The 21,070-nt window shown below is 70.8% G+C and carries 14 protein-coding genes; 2 read left to right on the forward strand and 12 right to left on the reverse strand.

Annotated elements, in window-relative coordinates:
- Positions 1–63: 63 nt before the first annotated feature.
- The 5 genes from Mam01_RS33960 to Mam01_RS33980 form a co-directional block, all read right to left on the reverse strand.
- The gene (locus Mam01_RS33960) at positions 64–303 is read right to left on the reverse strand and encodes a hypothetical protein (RefSeq protein WP_204289268.1); all 240 of its coding nucleotides are present in this window, start codon (positions 301–303) and stop codon (positions 64–66) included.
- Entirely contained in the window at positions 300–857 is a 558-nt protein-coding gene (locus Mam01_RS33965; RefSeq protein WP_204289269.1) for an NADPH-dependent FMN reductase, read from the reverse strand. The genes Mam01_RS33960 and Mam01_RS33965 overlap by 4 nt, the downstream gene beginning before the upstream one ends.
- Before the next feature lie 88 nt (positions 858–945).
- Complete coding sequence (locus Mam01_RS33970) at positions 946–1,452, reverse strand: flavin reductase family protein (RefSeq protein ID WP_204289270.1); 507 nt, start codon at positions 1,450–1,452, stop codon at positions 946–948.
- Between the two features lie 215 nt (positions 1,453–1,667).
- Entirely contained in the window at positions 1,668–2,108 is a 441-nt protein-coding gene (locus Mam01_RS33975) for a GvpU-like protein (protein WP_204289271.1), read from the reverse strand.
- A gap of 73 nt (positions 2,109–2,181) precedes the next feature.
- The gene (locus tag Mam01_RS33980) at positions 2,182–4,443 is read right to left on the reverse strand and encodes a catalase (RefSeq protein WP_204289272.1); all 2,262 of its coding nucleotides are present in this window, start codon (positions 4,441–4,443) and stop codon (positions 2,182–2,184) included.
- Positions 4,444–4,742: 299 nt separating this feature from the next.
- On the opposite strand from Mam01_RS33980, the gene Mam01_RS33985 reads away from it, so the two are divergent.
- Together Mam01_RS33985 and Mam01_RS33990 are read left to right on the forward strand one after the other, a co-directional pair.
- Positions 4,743–6,347, forward strand: coding sequence for a glycosyl hydrolase (locus Mam01_RS33985; protein WP_204289273.1), 1,605 nt, complete (start codon positions 4,743–4,745; stop codon positions 6,345–6,347).
- 407 nt (positions 6,348–6,754) lie between these two features.
- Complete coding sequence (locus Mam01_RS33990) at positions 6,755–9,331, forward strand: LVIVD repeat-containing protein (RefSeq protein ID WP_204289274.1); 2,577 nt, start codon at positions 6,755–6,757, stop codon at positions 9,329–9,331.
- Positions 9,332–9,437: 106 nt separating this feature from the next.
- Here the strand turns inward: Mam01_RS33990 and Mam01_RS33995 are convergent, their stop codons facing one another.
- The 7 genes from Mam01_RS33995 to Mam01_RS34025 form a co-directional block, all read right to left on the reverse strand.
- Positions 9,438–12,995, reverse strand: a complete 3,558-nt coding sequence (locus Mam01_RS33995) for a lectin (protein ID WP_204289275.1) — start codon at positions 12,993–12,995, stop codon at positions 9,438–9,440.
- 75 nt (positions 12,996–13,070) lie between these two features.
- Complete coding sequence (locus Mam01_RS34000) at positions 13,071–13,904, reverse strand: sugar phosphate isomerase/epimerase family protein (protein WP_204289276.1); 834 nt, start codon at positions 13,902–13,904, stop codon at positions 13,071–13,073.
- On the reverse strand, positions 13,901–15,124 hold the full coding sequence (locus Mam01_RS34005; protein WP_204289277.1) for a substrate-binding domain-containing protein: 1,224 nt from the start codon (positions 15,122–15,124) through the stop codon (positions 13,901–13,903). Before Mam01_RS34005 ends, Mam01_RS34000 begins: the two co-directional genes overlap by 4 nt.
- A 13-nt stretch (positions 15,125–15,137) precedes the next feature.
- A complete protein-coding gene (locus tag Mam01_RS34010; RefSeq protein ID WP_150938412.1) occupies positions 15,138–16,070 on the reverse strand; it encodes an ABC transporter permease in 933 nt (310 codons plus the stop codon).
- Positions 16,067–17,068 (reverse strand): ABC transporter permease, encoded by a 1,002-nt coding sequence (locus Mam01_RS34015; RefSeq protein ID WP_204289278.1) that lies wholly within the window; start codon positions 17,066–17,068, stop codon positions 16,067–16,069. The genes Mam01_RS34010 and Mam01_RS34015 overlap by 4 nt, the downstream gene beginning before the upstream one ends.
- Positions 17,065–18,495, reverse strand: a complete 1,431-nt coding sequence (locus tag Mam01_RS34020; RefSeq protein ID WP_204289280.1) for a sugar ABC transporter ATP-binding protein — start codon at positions 18,493–18,495, stop codon at positions 17,065–17,067. Before Mam01_RS34020 ends, Mam01_RS34015 begins: the two co-directional genes overlap by 4 nt.
- Before the next feature lie 731 nt (positions 18,496–19,226).
- Positions 19,227–21,070, reverse strand: a 1,844-nt coding sequence (locus Mam01_RS34025) for a ThuA domain-containing protein (protein ID WP_204289279.1), incomplete at its 5' end; no start/stop codon positions are given.

The following is a 21,070-nucleotide window of genomic DNA, read 5'->3' on the forward strand; positions in this document are numbered from 1 at the left end:
CACTTTCCCCGCACCGTGCGATCCGATATCCGCGTGGCGGTGGCCGGCCCCGGGATACCCGGGTCAGCGCCGCGAACCGGAGCGCCACCGGAGCCACCGGGCTCCGGCCGCGTGCTCGCCCTCCTCGGGCGCGGCGTCGTCGTCGGGCAGGTCGTACCAGTGCGTGTCGCCGGGATAGCGGCCGGACGGCGCATCGCCCTGGATCTCGGGACCCGCCCCGGCGGCGCCCCCCGGTCCGTCGCCCGCTCCATCGCCGACCCCGTCTCCCACAGCATCCCCCGCGACACCGGCCCGGCCCCTCACGCCGTGACCTTGCCCTGCGCCGCCGGGACCTGCGAGGTCACCTGGGCTGCCACCTGCGCGATCACCTGCGGGGTGACCCGGTCGGCCCAGGCGCCGAGGACCCGGTCGAGGTCGGGGATCTCGGACTCCCGCAGCGCCAGGCCGGGGGTGGGCACCAGCGCGCCCAGCTCGACCAGCACGGGGCGCAGGTGCAGCTCGACCGCCAGCGCGTGGCGGGCGTCGCCCATGACCAGCAGCGGCAGAGCCACCGTCCCGGTCAGCGCGCCACCCGGGAGACGGTCGAGGAACGCCTTGAGCAGCCCGGTGTAGGTGGCCTTGTAGGTGGGGCTCGCGACCACGAGCACGCTCGATCCCGTGACCAGTTCCAGCGCCACCTCCACACTCGGCGAGGGGCCGGGGGTGAACAGGTGCGGGCCGAGCGCGGACAGGTCCACGACCTCGGGCGGCGCGCCGTGCCCGATCCGCGATCCCAGCGCCTCGGCCGCCGCCACCGCCGCGAGACGCGTACGGGAACCACCGCGTGGATTGCCGACCAGTGCCACGAGAGAGCTCATGACGCCACCCCGCGGGCGTCCGGACGGGAGTTGCCGTAGATCATGGATGATCCTCCAGAGAAGAAGGGGGCCGGAAGTCCCCGGGCGATCACGAGTGCTCGACGAACCGGCCGAAGCGGCCCTGGTGGTAGAGGAGCGGACGCCGCGGCCCGTGCAGGTCGGCCTGGGTGACCAGACCGACGACGAGGATGTGGTCGCCCATCCCGACCCGCTCGTACGGCAGGCAGATCAGGTGCGCGGACACGTCCTCCAGCAGCGGCGCCCCGAGCGGCCCGGGACGCCACCGGGTCGGCGTGGCGAAACGGTCGGCGCCCTTCCGGGCGAACCGGGCGGCGAGATCGGCCTGGTCGCTGGTGAGCACGTTCACCGCGAAGTGGTCCGCCTCGCGCAGCGAGGGCCAGGTGGTGGACGCCTGGTCGACGTAAAAGGAGACGAGTGGCGGGTCCAGGCTCACCGAGGAGAACGAGGTGGCGGTCAGGCCCACCGGAACTCCCCCGCTCTGCGCTGTGATCACTACGACGCCCGCGGCGTGCACCGCGAGCGCGCGCCTGAAGCCGTCGGCGTTCAGAGCGGGGCTGGGCAGAGTCTCCGTCATGGGACCTCCGTGCGTGTTCACCGCTGTCCGGAACCCCCCGTCGCGTGGGCGGAGCAGCGTTGCATTCCCTACTAAATTAGTCTGTTTACTCGGTTTTGGGAAGTGTCGTCACGCTTCGGCAGGAGGGCCGGACAGCCGACCGGCGCCGGGCCACGCGCGTACGCGTGGCCCGGCGCCGGTGGAAGGGAGATCAGGAGGCGGTAGATCGGGGAGGTTCAGGAGTCGCGCCGGCCGGGGGCGCTGATCGGGTTGACGCTCCATCCGCTGACGTCGTCGGCCCGGATGCGCCAGGTCGCTCCCGGACCCTGCGGCAGATGGTCTCCGGTCACCGTGAAGGCGTCGATGAGGTGCAGGTAGGCGGGGAGCTCCGGCTCAGGAGCGCTCCCGCCGGCGAGCGAGGCGGCGGTGTGGCGCTCACGGCGCTCCCTCGCCTGCTCGGCGACGGGCGTGAAGAAGTCCTCAAGTCCCTCCCCCTCGCCGTTCCCGGCCCTCGACCGGCGGATCTGCGCGACGACCGCGGCGGCGTACTCCTCGGCGGAGACGAGGACGCCGGTGATGACCGCGCCGTTCACGGAGAGGGTGACGCTCATCTGTCCCCTGGTCGTGTCGACGGCGAACACCAGGGCCTGCAGGACGGGGTCTGCTGCGACGTTCATGAACGCTGATTGCCCCCGGGACGACGGGACATGCCTCGTCGTCCCGGGTGTGTCTGCGATCAGGCGCGCGGCGTCAGGCGACCGAGGCGGGGAACCGTTCCCAGACCCGGTGGGAGGCCATCAGCCGCCGCACGCCGGAGAGGACCTCCGTGGCGGAGTCGCCGTTCACCACTCCCGGCGCGCCGGTGATCCCGGCCCGCGCGAGCACGGTCGTGCCCGCGCCCCAGGCACCGATCGCCTTGGCGTGCCGCCAGCACTCGTCGACCAGGAGCGTCACCCGCGGGTCCACCGCGGCGGAGTCGCCCGCGTCCGCCTTGGCGTCGCGTGCGGGCAGGGCGTCGGGCGCCGGCGCGGGAGCCGTCGCGAGCAGCAGCGCGTCGAACTCGATCGACCGGGCGGTGGCGAAGGTCCGCTGCACGGGGACGTCGTCCAGCATGCCGCCGTGCGGGGCGATCACCAGCGGCACCATGCCCGCCGCGAACACGGCCGTACGGAGTTCGCGTACGTCGCCCAGGTCGGCGCCGTCGTCGGCGACGATGCCGACCACGCGGCCGTCGGCCGGCCACTCCCCGCCCACCTGCGACAGAGCGGCGCTGGGCGCCGGGTCGGCGAGCGGCAGCGTGGGCTCCGGCACGGGCAGGCCCAGCCCGGTGGCGACCTCCCGGCAGAGCACCGGGTCGATGTTCGCCAGGCACTGGAGCTGGCGCTCCTTGATCGCCTGCTCGTAGCACTTGCCCAGCTCGAAGGTGTAGGCGCGGACGATGTGCTCCTTCTCCACCGGCGACATGCTCAGCCAGAACAGGCGCACCTGGCTGTAGTGGTCGCCGAAGGACGCGGGGTTGGCCCGGACCTTCCGCGCCTGGGCGACCTGGACCGGCGCGTCGACGAACGCGTTCTCGGCGTCGCCCGCGACGAACGGGTTCCCGCCGTCGAGGGAGTTCGGCCGGTACGGCGCGACCCCGGCGTGGACGGCGTGCTGGTGGAAGCCGTCCCGGAGCATGTCGTTGACCGGGCAGCGCGGGCGGTTGACCGGGATCTGCGCGAAGTTCGGCCCGCCGAGCCGGGTGATCTGGGTGTCGAGGTAGGAGAACAGCCGCGCCTGCAGCAGCGGGTCGTTCGTCACGTCGATGCCCGGCGGCAGGTGGCCGGGGTGGAAGGCCACCTGCTCGACCTCGGCGAAGAAGTTCGCAGGCGTCCGGGTGAGCGTCATCCTCCCGATCGCCTGCACCGGCGCGAGCTCCTCGGGCACGATCTTGGTCGGGTCGAGCAGGTCGATGCCCTCGAAGGTCTCGTCCGGCGTGTCCGGGAAGACCTGGATGCCGAGCTCCCACTCCGGGAAGGCGCCGGCCTCGATCGCGTCGTAGAGGTCGCGGCGGTGGAAGTCGGGGTCCATCCCGCCGAGCATCTGCGCCTCCTCCCAGGTCAGGGAGTGCACGCCGAGCTTCGGCTTCCAGTGGAACTTGGCCAGCGCCGTCTCCCCCGCCTCGTTGACCAGGCGGAAGGTGTGGACGCCGAACCCCTCCATCGTCCGGAAGGAGCGCGGGATCGCGCGGTCGGACATGTTCCACATCGTGTGGTGCTGCGCCTCGGTGTGCAGGGAGACGAAGTCCCAGAACGTGTCGTGCGCGCTCTGCGCCTGCGGGATCTCCCGGTCCGGGTGCGGCTTGCCCGCGTGGATGACGTCGGGGAACTTGATCCCGTCCTGGATGAAGAACACCGGGATGTTGTTGCCGACGAGGTCGAAGGTGCCCTCGTCGGTGTAGAACTTCGTCGCGAACCCCCGGGTGTCGCGAACCGTGTCGGCCGACCCGCGGGAGCCGAGGACGGTGGAGAACCGCACGAAGACGTCGGTCTTCCTGCCCTTCTTGAGGAAACCGGCCTTTGTCACCGTTTCGGCGGTGCCGTACGCCTCGAACACTCCGTGGGCTCCGGCGCCCCGGGCGTGGACGACGCGCTCCGGGATGCGTTCGTGGTCGAAGTGGGTGATCTTCTCGCGCAGGTGGTGGTCCTGCAGCAGGGTCGGGCCGCGCTCCCCCGCCTTCAGCGAGTGGTCGGTGTCGCGCAGCCGCGCTCCCTGCGCGGTGGTGAGGTAGGCGCCCTGCTGGGCCTTCGCGGCGGCGGGCGCCCCGGTCTCCGCCCCGGTCGGCGTGACGGTCGCGGGAGCGCCCTGCTCCTTCTTGGGCGGCAGCGGGTCGTGCGGCGTCGTCGGCTCCTCCAGGGTCGCGGGGGCGCTGCCCGGCGACCCGGGAACGTCCGGCGTCAGGATCTCGGCCACCTTCTCTGCGGCGTTCTCCACGACGTCCTTGACGACCTTGGCGGGCTTGCTGGCATCCATTCGGCGCGTTCCTTTACGAGCGACGATGAGCAGATCCGCGCGCATACCCGCAGGTGAGGACGGGAAACCTCCAGCCGCGCCGTCCGCTCGATGAAAGCGTTTCAGGCACCGAATCCACCCGACCGGCATAAGGGGAGGTGAACCGGCCCGCCCGGCGGCGTCCCGGCGACCGCCCGTTGACTTCGGCCGTGACCGGTGGTTACGGTCGCGGCGCGATCACAGGTGTCGGTGATCGAAGCCGAGCACGGCCGGTCCAGCCCGCCGCGCCGCGAGCCCGTAAGGGAAGTGAGGCGGAGGCCGTGAAGCTCGGAAGGACAGCGGCGATCATCGGCGTGGTCGCGGCGATGTGCCTCACGACGGCGCAGGCGAGCGGCGCCGCAGGCGCGGGCACCGCCTCGGCGGCGGCGGCGGTCTGCGCCCGGCCGCCGCGGACGGCGAACGACCAGGCGAGCGCCGGGGCCGCCGCCGTGCACCGATACCTGTACTCGCTGACCTGCGGCACGGCGCCGGCCGACGGGGTGATCTCGGGCCAGAACGTCGGGCACGGCTCGCAGGCCGCCGACACCACCGGCCTGCTCGGCTACCCGCGGCTGATCGACCGGCTCGCCCAGCAGGCCGGGCACTACACCGGCATGGCGGGCCTCGACTACGAGCACGACCAGATCTTCACTCCGCGGCAGCTGAGCCTGGCCAACCAGGTGCTCGCCGGTCACGCCGGGCGTGGCGGCCTGGTCACCGTCAACTTCTCGCCGCAGAGCCCGTGGCTCAACGACGAGTCGGACATCGCCGGGAACCCGGGTGTCTGGACCAACACCCGTACCGATGACGGCCAGCTCGACGGCGTGCGGCTCGCCGACCTCCTGGACCAGAACACCCCCGCCGGGAGGGTGTGGCAGCGCAAGCTCGCCCGCGTCGCCGACGCGCTGACCCAGCTGCGCGACGCGGGGGTCGTGGTGCTGTGGCGCCCGATGCAGGAGATGAACGGGTTCTGGTTCTGGTGGGGCACCACCCTGCAGAAGGACGGCGCGACCGTCTACGTCCAGCTGTGGCGCTCGATGTTCCAGTACTTCACCCAGGTGCGGCACCTGGACAACCTGCTGTGGGTCTACTCCCCGGCGACCTACCCGGCCGATCCGGGGCAGCAGAGCGCCCAGAACATCAGGTCGGCCGCCTGGGCCTACCCGGGTGACGCGTACGTGGACATCGTCGCCGGCACGTCCTACGACGACAACCTGTCCATCCCGAACTATCTGGACTACCTGCGCATACCGAAGGTCGTCGGGGAGGCGGAGTACGGCCCGGGCCTGTCCGGCGCGCACGTCACGGCGGGCAGCTTCGACGACAGGCGGTACGCCACGCGTCTGCGGCAGGACTACCCCGCCGTCGCGTACTGGGTCTCCTGGCACGACTACACCCTGTCGGCGACCGAGACCGCGCACCTGTCCCTGATCGCCAACCAGAACGCCGCGAACCTGCTGAGCGATCCGTACGTGATCAACGCGGACCGCGTCGCGATCCCCTCCGGCCCGAGCCCCAGCCCCAGCGCCTCCCCGAGCAGGACCCCCAGCCCCAGCCCGTCTCCGAGCGCGGGGGCCGCCGGATGCGCCGCCGGCTATCAGACGACCGGCGGCCGGCCGGGTCAGTTCCAGGGGCAGGTCACCGTACGCAACACCGGACGGGCGGCGATCAACGGCTGGACCGTGTCCTGGACGTTCCCCGGCGGCGCCACCGTCACCCAGGTCTGGAACGGCGACGCGAGCGCGTCGAGCGGCTCGCGCGTGGTCGTCGGGAACGCGTCCTACAACGGCACGCTCGCGGCCGGTGGCTCGACGACGTTCGGGTTCATCGCCAACGGGTCCGGCTCCGGCAACACGCCGGGCGGCGTGGCCTGCACCCCCTCCTGATCTCGCCCTCCCGATCTCGCCCCTCTCACCTCGCCTGTGGGGGCATCGGCGGCACGTCCCGCCGATGCCCCCACAGGCATGGTCAGATATAGCAACTTATGCAACGAATCCGTTACGGTAACCGCTTTCAAATCCCGTGAGCTGCCTGTCCGTATTAATCAGATATGTCGTCCTATGGACCATCAAAATCCTTTCCGTTACAGTTCGCGGGAACCACCAATGGGATCTTCCCCCCAGGTCGGCCTCGTACGGAGGCGGCGCCAGGTCCCTGGTCGTCCACCGGACTCGCGCCGGCTCCGAGGGAAGGTGCCGTGAAGAAAGGGAAACGGCCCGTGACGAGTAGCCGTTTGGCGCGTGGGGGACGCGCTCGACTACGCAGGCTGGGAATCATCACCACTATGGGAGCGATGCTCCTCGGACTGGCGTCCACCACCACGGCGGCCTCGGCCGACACCGACCCCCGCGTCGGGCTCGGCGCGGGCTGGCTGGACGCCCAGGAGGCCGCCGGCAACGTGCAACTGCTGGCCCACCTGGACAAGCCGGAAGGGTTCGTCCAGCCGTCCAATCCGGGGAACTCCGCCTACGCCAACTCCGACCTGGCGTTCGCCGGCGACTACGCCTTCTCCGGCAACTACCAGGGTTTCAACATCTACGACGTCTCCAACGGCGGCAGCCCCGTCCTGAAGACGTCGGTGATCTGCCCCGGCGGGCAGGGCGACCTGTCGGTGTACGGGAACCTGCTGTTCATGTCGGTCGAGGAGACCCGCGGCCGGATCGACTGCGGCACGCAGGGCGCGAGCGGCACGGTCAACCCCGACCGGTTCCGCGGCGTGCGCGTCTTCGACATCAGCGACATCAGCCGGCCGGTGCAGGTCGCGGCGGTGCAGACCTGCCGCGGCTCGCACACCCACTCGCTGGTGACCAGCAAGGGCGAGCCGGAGAACGTCTACGTCTACGTCTCCGGCACGGCCGGGGTGCGCTCGGGCCAGGAGCTCGCGGGCTGCGCCAACGCCGCGGCGACCGACCCGGGCACGTCGCTGTGGAGGATCGACGTCATCCGGGTGCCGCTGGCCGCTCCGCAGAACGCGGCGGTCGTCAGCCATCCCCGGCTGTTCGCCGACCCGGCCACCGGGGCGGTCAACGGGCTGCAGAACACCCCGCCCACCCAGCAGCACCCGTCGGGCACCAACTGGTCGCCGCAGCCGGTCACCAACCACTGCCACGACATCACGGCGTACCCCGAGATCGGTCTCGCCGCCGGAGCCTGCGCGGGCAACGGCATCCTGATCGACATCTCCGACCCGGCGAACCCCAAGCGGCTGGACGCGGTCTCCGACCCGAACTACGCCTACTGGCACTCCGCGACCTTCAACAACGACGGCACCAAGGTCGTCTTCACCGACGAGTGGGGCGGCGGGTCGGGCGCGCGCTGCCGGGTCACCGACGAGCCGTCGTGGGGCGCCAACGCCATCTACGACATCGTCGGCGGCAAGCTGCAGTTCCGCAGCTACTACAAGCTCCCCGCACCGCAGACGACCACGGAGAACTGCGTCGCGCACAACGGCTCGCTGGTCCCGGTCCCCGGGCGCGACATCATGGTCCAGGCCTGGTACCAGGGCGGGCTGTCGGCGTTCGACTTCACCGACTCCCGCAACCCGAAGGAGATCGCCTTCTTCGACCGCGGCCCGATCAGCGCCACGTCGCTGGCGCTCGGCGGATACTGGTCGGCCTACTGGTACAACGGCCACATCTACGGCAACGAGATCGCCCGCGGCTTCGACGCCTTCACGCTGACGCCGAGCGAGTTCCTCGACCAGGCCGAGATCAACGCGGCCGCGAGCGTGCGGCTCGGCAAGTTCAACTCCCAGGCCCAGCCGAAGCTGACCTGGGAGCCGAGCTTCGACGTCGTCCGGGCGCGTTACGCGCAGGCGGTGCGTACGGGCAAGATGACCAAGGGCGCCGCCACCTCGGTGAAGGCGGCGATCGACCTGGCCGAGCAGCTCAGCCGCAAGTCCCAGTGGCAGGCCGCCTCGGCGCTGCTGCTGGGCGCCGCCACGCTGCCGCTGAAGAAGTCGGACCCGGAGCAGGCCGCGCTGATCCAGGCGCTCAAGGACCTCGCCAAGGCCCTGATCGCGAAGCAGCCGGCCGACAGGACCCCGCCGGTGACGAGCGTGACGACCGACCCGGCGCGGCCGGCCGGCGGCTGGTTCACCGGTCAGGTCAAGGTCACGCTGACCGCCGCCGACGAGGCGAAGGGCAGCGGGCTCGACCGCACCGAGTACAAGCTGGACGGCGGCGCCTGGACGCGCTACACCGCTCCGGTCGTCCTGACCGGCGACGGCGCGCACGCGCTGGCGTACCGCTCGGCCGACAAGGCGGGCAACGTCGAGGAGATCAGGACCGTCACGGCCAAGATCGACGCCACGGCGCCGGTCACGACCTCGACGGTCCCGCCGGCGAACGACGGCGGCGAGCACGAGGGCGACGTGCAGGTGACCCTCGCCGCGACGGACGAGACGTCCGGCACGGCGCGCACCGAGTACGCGCTGGACGCCGGCGACTGGACGCCGTACACGGGCCCGGTCACCGTCTCCGGCCCGGGCGAGCACGAGCTGCGGTACCGCTCGGCCGACAAGGCCGGCAACGTGGAGGAAGGCAAGACGGTCAAGCTGACCATCGCCACGCCCGCTCCGCGCGTCCCGCTGACCGTGACCGCCTCCTCCCGCTGCGTGGGGACGTCGGCGTACCTGGCGGTCACGGCCGTCAACGACGCCGAGGTGCCGGCGACCGTGGCCCTGACCACCGCGTTCGGCGCCAAGACCGTCGAGGGCGTGGCCCCGGCCAAGCAGGCCTACCAGTCCTTCAACACGCGGGCCGGGCAGCTCGCGGCGGGCACGGTGACCGTCACCGGAACCGCCGTGATCGGCGGCAAGCAGGGCACCACCTCGTACGAGGCCGCCTACAACGCGATCAGCTGCGCCTGACCGCACCCGTGGTGACCCCCTGTAGATAGACCCCCTGCAGATAGAAAGCGGGGCCGGCCGAATCGGCCGGCCCCGCTCCTGTTGAGGTGCGAAGGTCACTCCGCGATCAGACGCGGGTCCACTTCTGGTTGTTGCCGCCGGTGCAGGACCAGATCTGGACCTTGGTGCCGTTGGCCGTGCCACTGCTCGCCACGTCGAGGCACTTGTTCGCCCCGACCGCGGTGATCGTGCCGTCGGAGTTCAGGCGCCACTTCTGGTTGTTCTGGCCGTTGCAGTCCCAGATGATGACCGCGGTGCCGTCCGCCGTGCCCGCGCCGTTCACGTCCAGGCACTTGTTGCCGTAGACGCGCAGCTCACTGGCGCTGGTGGAGGTCCACTTCTGGTTGTTGCCGCCGTTGCAGTCCCAGATCAGCACCGTCGCGCCGTTGCTCTGCGACGCGCCGTTGACGTCCAGGCACCGGCCCGACGCCACACCCCGCAGCGCGCTCGTCCCGCCCGCGGGCGGGGTCGGCGACGCCGACGGAGAAGCGGACGGGGAAGCGGACGGCGAGACGGAGGGCGACGGAGAGGGCGAGGAGGTGCCCCCGTCCTGGGCGACGCCCTTGCCGTTGAAGGTCAGCGAGTCGAAGTCGAACGAGTTCGCCGTCGACCCCTTGAACACGACGTAGAGGTCGCCGGTGCCACCCGGGTTGGTGACCGCCACCGACGGGAGGGAGACGTAGTTGTTCCATCCCCCGGTCGACGGCACCGAGCTCGAGGCGACGAGCGTCCCGGTCGGCGAGCCGGCGCGCAGCTCGATGGAGGCCCCGGTGCTGGACGGCGCCGACACGCGGAAGGACACCGAGTCGATCCCCGACAGGTTGACCGGCGTGTAGGAGATCCAGTCGCCGTTGGAGATGTCGCCGACGCGCCTGCCGCCCTCGGCGCCGGCCTCGTCGACGACCCGGATGCCGCTGGAGCCGTTGTAGTGCTCGGCCTGCTTGTGCTTGGGCTGCAGGGTGATGCCGCCGTCGCCCTTCAGGCCGCCCTTGTCGGTGTAGGACGCGCCCAGGACGTAGTAGACGTTGGCCGCCTCGTCGTGGCCCGAGGCGGTCGTCGTGACCGTCCCGGAGCACCCGGTGAACTGGCCGGTGTCGTGGGCGTGCTGGTCGTGGCCGAGCGCGGTGAACACGTTGACCTTGGAGCAGTCGACGGTGCCGTCCTCGGGGTCGGTGACGTTGACCGTGTAGGACACCCGGTCACCGAAGTTGATGAACCCGCCGTCCGGCGGCGCCGAGAAGACGACCTTGGGACGGGTGTTGCCGACGGCGATGGTCAGCGTGATGCTGCCCGTCTTCCCGCTCGAGTCCCGTACGGTCAGCTTGGCGGTGTAGGTGCCGTTGGCGTTGTAGGTCTTCGTCGGGTTGGCCGCGGTGGAGGTGGTGCCGTCGCCGAAGTCCCAGCTGTAGGTGATCGCCTCGCCGTCGGGGTCGGACGAGCCGGCCGAGGAGAACGCGACCGTCAGCGGCGCGGCGCCCGAGTCGGGGCTGGCGCTCGCCTTGGCGATGGGGGCGCGGTTACCGACCACGTAGTCGATCCGGTAGATGGCGTCGTCGGTGTTCGCGTGACCGAAGCCGTTGCCCCAGTCGGCCATGTAGAGCGCGCCGTCGGGGCCGAACTTCATGTCGATCGGCGCGTGCGGGGCGATGTTCGCCACGAACGGGTTGATCTTCAGGAGGTTGCCGGAGGAGTCGAGGCGCATCTCCTTGACGAAGTTGCGGCTCCACTCGTACAGGAAGGTCCCGCCGTCGAAGTACTCGGGGAACTTGCGGTCGGAGGTGCTGGCCGCGTCGTAACGGTAGAACGGGCCGCCCATGGGGGCCGCGCCGCCGCAGCAGTTGATCTCCGGGAACTCCGCCGAGGCGTGGTAGTTGTACCAGACGGTCGCGGGCTTGGCGGCCGGCAGGTTGGTCAGGCCGGTGTTGTTGGGCGAGTCGTTGACCGGCGCCGAGCAGTTGAACTTCGCCCCCGAGGTGTTGGTGGAGAAGTTGAAGTCGTTGAACGGCGTGTTGTTGCCGGTGCAGTACGGCCAGCCGTAGAAACCGGGCTGCTTGATCAGGTTCCACTCGACCGTGCCCTCGGGGCCGCGGTTGGAGTTGGCGCTGCCCGCGTCCGGCCCGTAGTCACCCATGGAGATCCAGCCGGTGACCTTGTCGACCGAGAAACGGAACGCGTTGCGGAAGCCCATCGCGTAGATCTCCGGCCGCGTCTTGGCCGTGCCCGGAGCGAACATGTTGCCCGACGGGATCGTGTACGTGCCGTCGGACTCGGGGTGGATGCGCAGGATCTTGCCGCGCAGGTCGTTGGTGTTGGCCGCGGACCGCTGGGCGTCGTAGTGCTCCCGGCCCGGCCGCTCGTCGATCGGGGCGTAGCCGCTGGAGGCGTTGGGGTTGGTGTCGTCACCCGGGGCGATGTAGAGGTTGCCGCCCGGGCCGAACGTGATGTAGCCGCCGGTGTGGCCCGGCTCGTCGACGTTGCGGAACGCCGGAACCTCGATGATCTTCTTCTCGCTGCTCAGGTCGAGGCTGGTGCCGTTGAAGGTGAACCTGGAGACCCGGTTCACCTCGCCACCGTTGGAGGGCGAGTAGTTGATGTAGATCCAGCCGTTGTTGGCGAAGTTCGGGTCGAGCGCGATCCCGATACCGCCGTCCTCGCCGCCATCGTACACGGACAGGGTGCCGATGACGCGCGTGCTGCCGCCGCCCGCGGGGATCAGGTTGACCTTCCCCGAGCGCGAGATGTAGAAGACCCGGCCGTCGGCCGCAACGTCCAGCTCCATCGGCTGGTCCGGCGCGCCGTCGAGGGTCACCTTCTGGAAGCGGGCCGTGATCGTGCCGCCGCAGTCGCCGGGCTCCGCGCCCGCCGCCCACTTCACCGCGCCGAGCAGGTGCTGCTTGAACAGCGGCTCGGAGTAGGAGGACGCGTTGTGGCCCATCGCGGTGGCCCACACCCGGCCGCCCTCCGGGTTGTGACACCAGGAGATCGGGTGGTCGGCGCCCATCTTGTTCGCGCCCGCGTCATAGGTGGTCTCGTCCGCGGTCACCAGCACGTGCACCGAGCCGCGCATGTTCTTGTCGAAGTTGTACCACTCCTCGGTGCGGGTCCACCGGTCCGGCAGGCCCTTGGTCGAGGGGTGGACCTTGTCGGCGACCTTGGCGGTGCCCTGCACGATCGACGAGTGCTGCGTCATGTGCGCGCCGGCCAGCACGGTCTGGTCCCACCAGGGGAACTGCGACTCGATGTTCATGTCGACGGCGTTGTGGATCGCCACGACGCCGCGGCCGCTGCGCACGTAGGCCTGCATGGCCTGACGCTGCGCGTCGTTGTCCCACACCATGCCCGACGTCTGGAGCATGATCACCGCGTCGTAGTTGTTCAGGTTCGACGTGGTGAAGACGGAGGAGTTCTCGCTCGCGTCGAGCTGGAAGTTGTTGTCCGTCGCCAGCTGCTGGAACATCGCGATGCCGGCGGAGATGGAGTCGTGCCGGTAGGCGCCGCTCGCGGTCTTGCTGAACAGCAGCACCTTGAACTGTGGCGCCGCCGCGTGCGCCACCAGTGGCACCGCGGACAGCAGCAGCCCCAGCATGGCCGCGGCCAGTGCGGGGATCAGGCGTGATCTTCGCATGAAGGATCTCCTGGGGGGTTACCGGAAGGGGTCGGAGTTGCGGGGGGTCGTGGGGTTCTCCAGTCGGGTCTCCGGTCAGGTCGTGAGGGTGCGGAGGAAGGCGAGGCCGTCGGTGGCGAGGGCGTCCTGGCTGGGGGCCAGGGGACGCCAGACGGACGCCGCGGTGGCGATGGTCTTGTTGTCGGCGGTGAAGGACTCGATCACGAGCGGGCCGGTGTAGCCCACGTCGCGGACGGCCGCGGCGAAGCCCGGCCAGTCGAAGTGGTCGGCGCCCGGGGCGCCGCGGTCGGTCCCGCACACCTGGAGGTGCGCGATCCTGTCGCCCGCCAGCCGTACGGCCCGGAGCGGGTCCTTCTCCTCGATGTTCAGGTGGTAGGTGTCGAGCGCGAGCCCGCACTCCTCCGGGAGCGCGTCGAGCGCCTGCTCCACCGTGTTGATGACGCTGGTCTCGTACCGGTTGAGCGGTTCGACGCCGATCCTGACCCCGCGCTCGGCCGCGTACGCGACGACCGGTTTCAGGTTCTCCCGCAGCTCGCCGTAGACCGCGCGCCGCTCGTCCGGGCTCATCCGCCAGGCCCGGCCGACCGAGGCGTACGCGGGCCCGCTGACCGCGGGCGCGCCCACGGTCACCGCCACGTCCACGCAGTGCCGCAGGTAGTCCTGGGTGTCCCGGACGACCTGTGGCGAGGTGTCGACGAGCTCGCGCCCCGGCGGCATCGTGAGCACGACCGACGCGCCGAGCCCGAGCCCGTCCAGGAGGGCCGCCGCCCGCCCGGGGTCCCAGTCGCCGGGATGCTCGACCGGCAGCTCGACGACGTCGAACCCCCAGTCCGCGATCCGCGGCGCGAGGTGGGCCAGGGTCTCGTCGGTGAGCGGCGAGACCCAGACCCAGGTGTTCACCCCGATCACGACGTGCCGCCCCACTTCTCGGGGTAGCCGGGCAGGTCCTCACAGCCGCAGAGGGCGTAGTGCAGCGGCGGCATGCCGGGCTTGAGGTAGGTGGCGAGGTTCTCCTGGGTGATCGCCGGCTGCGGCAGGTTCCAGACCTTCGGCACCTGCTCGCCCTTCAGGACCTTGAGCGCCGCGATGACGGGGGTGCGCCACTGGTACGTCGGGTAGGTCGGCGCGATCGCGGTCAGCTTCGCGTCGCTCCACTTCTTCAGGAAGTCCTGCTGGTCCTCGCCGTTGATCGGCGGCACGGGCTGGCCGGCGTCCTCGAACGCCTCGACGGCCGCGACGGCGGTGGCTCCGGCGTCCATCCAGACGCCGTCGATCTTGCCGTACCGCTGGATGTAGTCGCTGACCACGCTCTTGGTCTTCGCGGCGTCGCCGTCGGTGAACTCCACGCCGACGACCTGCAGGTCACTCTTGTCGAACGCCACCTTGGCCGCCGACCACCGGGTCTCCAGCACGTCCACGCCGGGCAGGATGCGCAGGGCCAGGATCTTCCCGCCCGCCGGCACCTTGTCGACGAGGAACTCGGCCGCCGCGGCGCCGAAGGCGTAGCCGCCGATCGGCTTGATGAAGGTCACCGGGCAGTCGGTCTGCACGCCCCGGTCGAACACGATGACCGGCACCTTCGGGCAGGCCCCGGACACCGCGGGGGTCAGCGTGGCCGTGGTGTTGGGCGAGACGATCAGCGCGTCGCAGCCCTTCCCCGTCAGTTCCGCGATGTCGGAGATCTGCTTGTCGTCCTTGCCCTCGGCGTCCAGGGCGGTGAACTTCGTGATCTCCTTGTGCAGGGCGACCTCCGCCTGCATGGTCTTCCAGCCGACCTGCCGCCACGGGTTGTCGACCGCGGCGTTGGAGAAGCACAGGTGGTACGGCCCGGCCTTCTTGTACTCGGCGGTGTCGACGAGCTGGGGATCGATGGTCTGCTCCCACGGCTTGTCGGACGGGCCGGTCGGCTGCGCCTTGCGCATCGCCATCTGGGCGTCGTAGTCGGCCTGCACGAAGAACTTCGACTGCTCCCCGGTGCCCTTGTCCGCCGGTGCGGCGGACCCGGCCGGCGCCCCGGCAGGCGCCCCGGAGGCGGAGGGCGCGGGTTTGTCGCTGGTGCACGCCGCCACCGGCAGCGTCAGCACGGCGAGCGCGGCGGCGGCGAGGAACCGCCGCGAATATGAAAGCATCGTCTTCCTTCCCTTATGAGGCAGCCGCGGCTCTCGCGCGTGGGAAGCGCACGGCTCCCAGCGCCACCGCGGCGATGATGATCACGCCCTGTACGGCCGGCTCCAGCGCCCCCGAGATGCCGTACAGGTTGAGCAGGGTGAACAGCGCCTCCAGAGTGAAGGCGCCCGCCATCGCGGCGGCCACGGAGCCGCGGCCGCCTCCGAGGGCCACGCCACCGAGCACCACAGCGGTGATGGCCTGGAACTCCAGGCCCTTTCCGACCTGCGCGGACACTCCCGCGAAGCCGCCGAGCAGGATCGCGGCGACCGCCGCGGACAGCCCGGAGATCATGAAGGCCACCGTCCGGACCCGGGCGACCCGGACCCCGGACAGCGCCGCGGCGCGGTCGTTGTCCCCGGCGGCGACCAGCGTGTGGCCGAACCGGGCGCGCGTCGCCCAGACGGCGGCCGCCGCCACCACGGCGAGGATGAGTACCGACCAGGGCACCGGGCCGAGGCTCCCCCGGCCCAGCTGGCGGAACTGCTCGGACAGGGCGCCCCGGGGCGACCCGCCCGTCCAGAGGAAGACCGCCCCCGACAGGATCAGCAGCATGCCGAGGGTCGTGATGAACGACGGGACGCGGAGCAGGGTGGTGACGACCCCGTTGACCAGCCCGACGATCAGCCCGAACGCGATCATCAGGGCCAGCACGGGCCAGGTCGCCTCCGCCGAGCCGTCGATGAGCCGGGCGGCGATCACCACCTCGGCGGTGACGAGGGAGCCGACCGACAGGTCGAACTCTCCGGACACGATGACGAAGTACTGCCCGGCCGCGAGGATCACCAGTGGCGCGGCCCGTTTGACGAAGGCGAGGAAGGCGGGCGGCTCCAGGAAGTACGGGTTCACGACCGCGATCGCGACCAGCAGCCCGGCCAGCACCACGAAGATCGGCAGCGCTCGTCTCATCTGGTCCGCCTCCCGCGGGCGTAGATCGCCAGGGCGGCCACCAGGATCACGCCCCGTACGACGTCCTTGGCGAAGGAGTTGACCTCAAGCTGGTTGAAGATGCTGTCGAGGACGGCGAGGAGCAGGACTCCGCCGACGGTCCCGGCCACCCCGCCGCGGCCTCCGGCCAGCGCGGTCCCGCCGAGCACCACGGCCGCGATCGACTCCAGGTCGTACCCGCCGTCGGTGCCGACCGTCGGCGCGCCGGCCCCGAGCCGGGAGGCGAGCAGCAGCCCGGCGATCCCGGCGCAGACCGAGCAGAGCACGTGGGCGACGACCACGACCCGCTCGGTGCGCACCCCCGAGAGGCGCGCCACCTCGGCGTCCCCGCCCACGGCGTAGATCCGGTAGCCCAGCCGGGTCCGGCTGAGCAGGAGCCACGCGCACGCCGCCACCGCGGCCCAGAGCAGCGCCGACACCGGCAGCGGCCCGATCCGGTCGTACCCGAGATGCTGGAACGACTCGGGCACGCTGCCGGCCGGTCCGTCGTACCGCGCGTCCAACGCTCCCCTGACGACCAGCGCGACCCCGAGGGTGGCGATGAAGGCGTGCACCCGGAGCCGGGTGACGATCAGGCCGTTCGCCAGTCCGATCAGCGCGCTCACCGCCAGCGCCGCGGCGACCGCGGCGGGCACGTTCGCGTCGGCGCCCGCCATGATCTCGGCGGTGACCAGCGAGGTCAGGCTGATCAGGTAGGCCACGGAGAGGTCCAGGCTGCCGGCCAGGATCACCAGCGTCTGGCCGACGGCGACGATGCCCAGCGCCGCCGACCGCTGCTGGATGCCGACGATGTTCTCCTGGCCGAGGAACGTCCCGCCGTCCAGGGCGAAGACCAGCCAGCCGAGCACGACGAGCAGGGCCAGCGCGACGTAGACGGGCCGCGCGGGCCGGTCGGCCGAGATCCTGCGGAGCAACGCGCCTCCGGCGGGCACGCGCCCGAGTTTCAGCTGCTGGGTCATGACGCGGCCGCCAGGCTCATCACGGCCTCCTCGGTGGAGCCCGCGGGCAGCTCTCCGGCGAGGCGGCCGTCCCGCAGCACCACGATGCGGTCGCTCATGCCGATGAGCTCGGGCAGCTCGGAGGAGATCATCAGGATGGCCATGCCGTCCTGGGAGAGCTCGCGCATCAGGTCGTGGATGGCGGCCTTGGCGCCGACGTCGACGCCGCGGGTGGGCTCGTCGAACAGCAGCACGCGCGGCGCCACCGTCATCCACTTGGCCAGCACGACCTTCTGCTGGTTGCCTCCGGACAGCAGCCGGACCTCCTGGGCGGGCCGGGGCGGGCTGAGCCGCACGCGTTCGAGCAGCCGCTCGACCCCGGTGCGGGGCTGGGGCGCCCCGGTGGCCCGGGCGACGAGCAGGGCGTTGTCGCGCACCCGCTGGTTGAGCAGGAGCCCCTCGGCCTTGCGGTCCTCGGTGACCAGGCCGATCCCCGCGGCGATGGCCTCGCGGACCGAGCGGGGGCGGCGGGGCGTCATCTCGCCCGTGGTGAAGGGCTCGGCGCCGAACAGCGCCTTGGCCAGCTCGGTGCGGCCCGAGCCCTGCAGCCCGGCCACCCCCACGATCTCGCCCGCGCGCAGGTCGAGATCGATGTCGCGCAGCCGTGCGTTGCCGCCGCCGCGCACGCTCAGCAGCACCTCTCCGGGTGGATCGGCCGCGCGGGGCGGGTAGTAGGAGTCGAGCTCCCGGCCGACCATCAGCCGGACCAGGCCCGCGGTGTCCAGGCTCGACGCCTCCGTCGTGGTGACCCGGGCGCCGTCCTTGAGCACGGTGATCCGGTCGGCGAGGTCGAAGATCTCGCGAAGCCGGTGGGAGACGTACAGGACCGCGATGCCGCGCGCGGTGAGCCGCCGCACCAGCGTGTAGAGCAGTTCCACCTCGTGGTCGGCGAGGGGGGCGGTCGGCTCGTCCATCACCACGATCCGGGCGTTCAGCGAGAGCGCCTTGGCGATCTCGACGACCTGCTGCCGTGCGACCGAGAGCCGCCGGACGAGGTCACGCGGCCCGAACGACTCCTCGCCGAGCGACTTCAGCAGCTCACCGGTCGCCGTCTCCATCGCCGCCCGGTCGACCAGCCCCCGCCGGACGGGTTCGCGGCCGAGGAAGACGTTCTCGGCGACCGTCCGCTCCGGCAGCAGGGTGAGCTCCTGGTAGATGATCGCCACCCCGGCCCGCTGCGCCTCGACCGGGTGCCCGAACGCCACGCTCCGGCCGTCGATCTCGATCGTCCCCTCGTCCGGGGCGTGCACGCCGGCGAGGATCTTCATGAGCGTCGACTTGCCCGCGCCGTTCTCCCCCACCACCGCGTGGACCTCGCCGGCGGACACCTCCAGGTCGACGCCGCCGAGCACCCGGACGCCCAGGAAACTCTTGCCGATGCCGGTCATCCTCAGCACGCGGCCCGCCCTCCGGGACGTGGCGCCGGAGCGGCCGGGACGAGCCCCCGCGCCGTAGGGGGTGGGGAGTCATGCACGGGGATCTCCTAAACGGGGGGCGGGACTCGTGCCGGGCCGGGCGCATGGTTCACCCGGCCGGCCACCGGGGAGGAGGACCTGGCGGCCGGCCGGCGCGCGTTCCGCTCCGGTGGACAGCGGGTGACTCGGAAGGGATTCAGCCTGGTCACGCGGGAGCGGACGAACCGATTCGGGATGAAAATAGGTCTACCAAACTTCTGTTGTCAAGCACGCTTATTTTCCTGCTGTGGAGACTTCTTCTCCCGCACCGCACCAGAGTTTCGCCACCTTCCTGCGTAAGTTGCCCATTCACAGGACAATGGCCGTGTCATAGCGACCCGGGACCCTCAAGTCCCCGGCGATCGGAGACCTTCCGTCCAGGGGCGTGGACGAAATGAGTATGAAACTTTCATGCTCCGCCGGAGGCCGTGCCGGGCTCCTTTTCGTACCTGCGGACCCGCTCCCCGGGCGGGCAGCCGCACGCTCCTGACATGGGAAAAGGGATTCCTGGCACCATTGGGGGAAAATCCCCCGAATCGGCGCAGACCCCACCTCGCGAAAAAACCGGCGCGGCCCGATCAGGGCCGCGCCGGAAGTCGCGCCGGGTACGGCGAGGCGGAGTGGGACTCCGGGTACCTCACCGTTCCCCGGGTGGACGGATGGCCTCAGACGCGAGTCCACTTCTGGTTGTTCTGGCCGTTACATGTATAGATCTGCGCCTTTGTGCCATTGGCGGTGCCGCTGACGTCCAGGCACTTGTTGGCGCCGACGGCGGTGATGCTGCCGTCGGAGTTGAAGCGCCACTTCTGGTTGTTCTGGCCGTTGCAGTCCCAGATGATGACCGCGGTGCCGTCCGCCGTGCCCGCGCCGTTCACGTCCAGGCACTTGTTGCCGTAGACGCGCAGCTCACTGGCGCTGGTGGAGGTCCACTTCTGGTTGTTGCCGCCGTTGCAGTCCCAGATCAGCACCGTCGCGCCGTTGCTCTGCGACGCGCCGTTGACGTCCAGGCAGCGGTTCGACGCCACGCCCCGCAGCGCGGTCGTGCTCGTCGTGGGCGGGGTCGGCGACGCCGACGGAGAAGCGGACGGGGACGCGGACGGCGAGACCGACGGAGAGGGTGACGGGGACGGAGAGGGCGAGGACGACGGGCCGCTCAGTTCCTTGATGCGGATGTTGCGATACGCCACCTCGTTGCCGGCGCCGTGGTTCTGGATGCCGATGTAGCCCTGCTGCAGCGAGCGGGCCGGATCGGTGTTGGTGAAATCGTTGATCTTGGTGCCGTTCAGGAACACCTGCAGCCGCTCACCCTCCACCAGCAGCTCATAGGTGTTCCACTGACCCGGCGGGTTCAGCGCCGCGTCGCGTGCGGCGATGTCCGCCGACTTGACCCCGTAGATCGCCCCGGTCGTCTTGTCCGCGGTGTCGGTGGCGTCGATCTGCACCTCATATCCGGTGTTGAGCGCTGTCTGGGGGTCGTTGGTGGGCGGGAACCCGACGATCACTCCCGAGTTGGAGTCGCCGGTCATCCTCCAGTCGAGCTTGAGGGAGTAGGAGCCGAGCTCCTTGGCGGCGTAGTACAGCATCCCCATGCCGCCCTGGGAGGTCAGCGTGGCGTCGCTGTTGGTGAACGACCCCGGCCCGACCTGCGACCAGCCCGTCGTCGACCCGTTGTACAGGGTCGTGTAGCCGTTCTCGGGACGGCAGTCGGCGTTCGTGGCCTTGGCCGCGTAGCGGATGCCGCCGAGGAGCAGGGTGCGGAAGTTGGAATCGGAGTACGACTCCTGGGTGTGCCCGAGTCCGGTGTAGAACGACCGGCCGGACGCCTGCGGGTGACACCAGGTGACCGGGTGGTCGCCCATGTTCCCGCCGCTGTAGCTGCTCTCGTTCAGGCTCTGCAGCACGTGCACGTTGGCGCGCGGGTTGGTGCGGTAGTTGTACCACTCGTCGGTGCGCGTCCAGGTCTGGCCGAGATGGGCGGTGGCCGCGTGCGCGCGGTCCTCCTCCTTGAGGGTGGCCTGCTGGATCGCCGGGTGGTCCTTGAACCAGGCGCCCATCAGCTGCCCGTAGTAGGGCCAGTCGTACTCGGTGTCGGACGCCGAGTGCACGCCCACGTAACCGCCGCCGCCGTCCACGTACGACTGGAAGGCGGTCTGCTGGGAGGCGTTCAGCACGTCGCCGGTGGTGCTGAGGAAGATCACGGCCTTGTACTGCGCGAGGTTGCCCGTCGTGAACGCGTTCGCGTCCTCCGTGGCGTCCACGGTGAAGTCGTTGGCGGAGCCGAGCGAGCGAATGGCCGTGATGCCGGCGGGGATGGAGTCGTGCCGGAACGCGGCCGTCTTGGAGAACACCAGCACCTTGAAGGCGGCGGCCTGTGCGTGGGTGGCGGGGACCACCATCGTGGCGGCGGCGGCGGTGAACGCCACCGCGGCCGACGACAGGCGTCGCAGCACCGATGTCCTCCGGTCGCTCCCCGCGCCGCGCCCGGGCGCGGCGGGGGTCAGATGTCGCA

Origin of the sequence: Microbispora amethystogenes (assembly GCF_016863015.1) — a bacterium.
GTDB classification, from domain to species: domain Bacteria; phylum Actinomycetota; class Actinomycetes; order Streptosporangiales; family Streptosporangiaceae; genus Microbispora; species Microbispora amethystogenes.

What these genes read in the sequence shown, in the direction of transcription:
- Mam01_RS33965 (WP_204289269.1), bottom strand. Translation starts at nt 857, where the DNA reads ATGAGCTCTCTCGTGGCACTGGTCGGCAATCCACGCGGTGGTTCCCGT.
- Mam01_RS33970 (WP_204289270.1), bottom strand. Translation starts at nt 1,452, where the DNA reads ATGACGGAGACTCTGCCCAGCCCCGCTCTGAACGCCGACGGCTTCAGG.
- Mam01_RS33975 (WP_204289271.1), bottom strand. Translation starts at nt 2,108, where the DNA reads ATGAACGTCGCAGCAGACCCCGTCCTGCAGGCCCTGGTGTTCGCCGTC.
- Mam01_RS33980 (WP_204289272.1), bottom strand. Translation starts at nt 4,443, where the DNA reads ATGGATGCCAGCAAGCCCGCCAAGGTCGTCAAGGACGTCGTGGAGAAC.
- Mam01_RS33990 (WP_204289274.1), top strand. Translation starts at nt 6,755, where the DNA reads ATGCTCCTCGGACTGGCGTCCACCACCACGGCGGCCTCGGCCGACACC.
- Mam01_RS33995 (WP_204289275.1), bottom strand. Translation starts at nt 12,995, where the DNA reads ATGCGAAGATCACGCCTGATCCCCGCACTGGCCGCGGCCATGCTGGGG.
- Mam01_RS34005 (WP_204289277.1), bottom strand. Translation starts at nt 15,124, where the DNA reads ATGCTTTCATATTCGCGGCGGTTCCTCGCCGCCGCCGCGCTCGCCGTG.
- Mam01_RS34010 (WP_150938412.1), bottom strand. Translation starts at nt 16,070, where the DNA reads ATGAGACGAGCGCTGCCGATCTTCGTGGTGCTGGCCGGGCTGCTGGTC.
- Mam01_RS34015 (WP_204289278.1), bottom strand. Translation starts at nt 17,068, where the DNA reads ATGACCCAGCAGCTGAAACTCGGGCGCGTGCCCGCCGGAGGCGCGTTG.
- Mam01_RS34020 (WP_204289280.1), bottom strand. Translation starts at nt 18,495, where the DNA reads ATGACCGGCATCGGCAAGAGTTTCCTGGGCGTCCGGGTGCTCGGCGGC.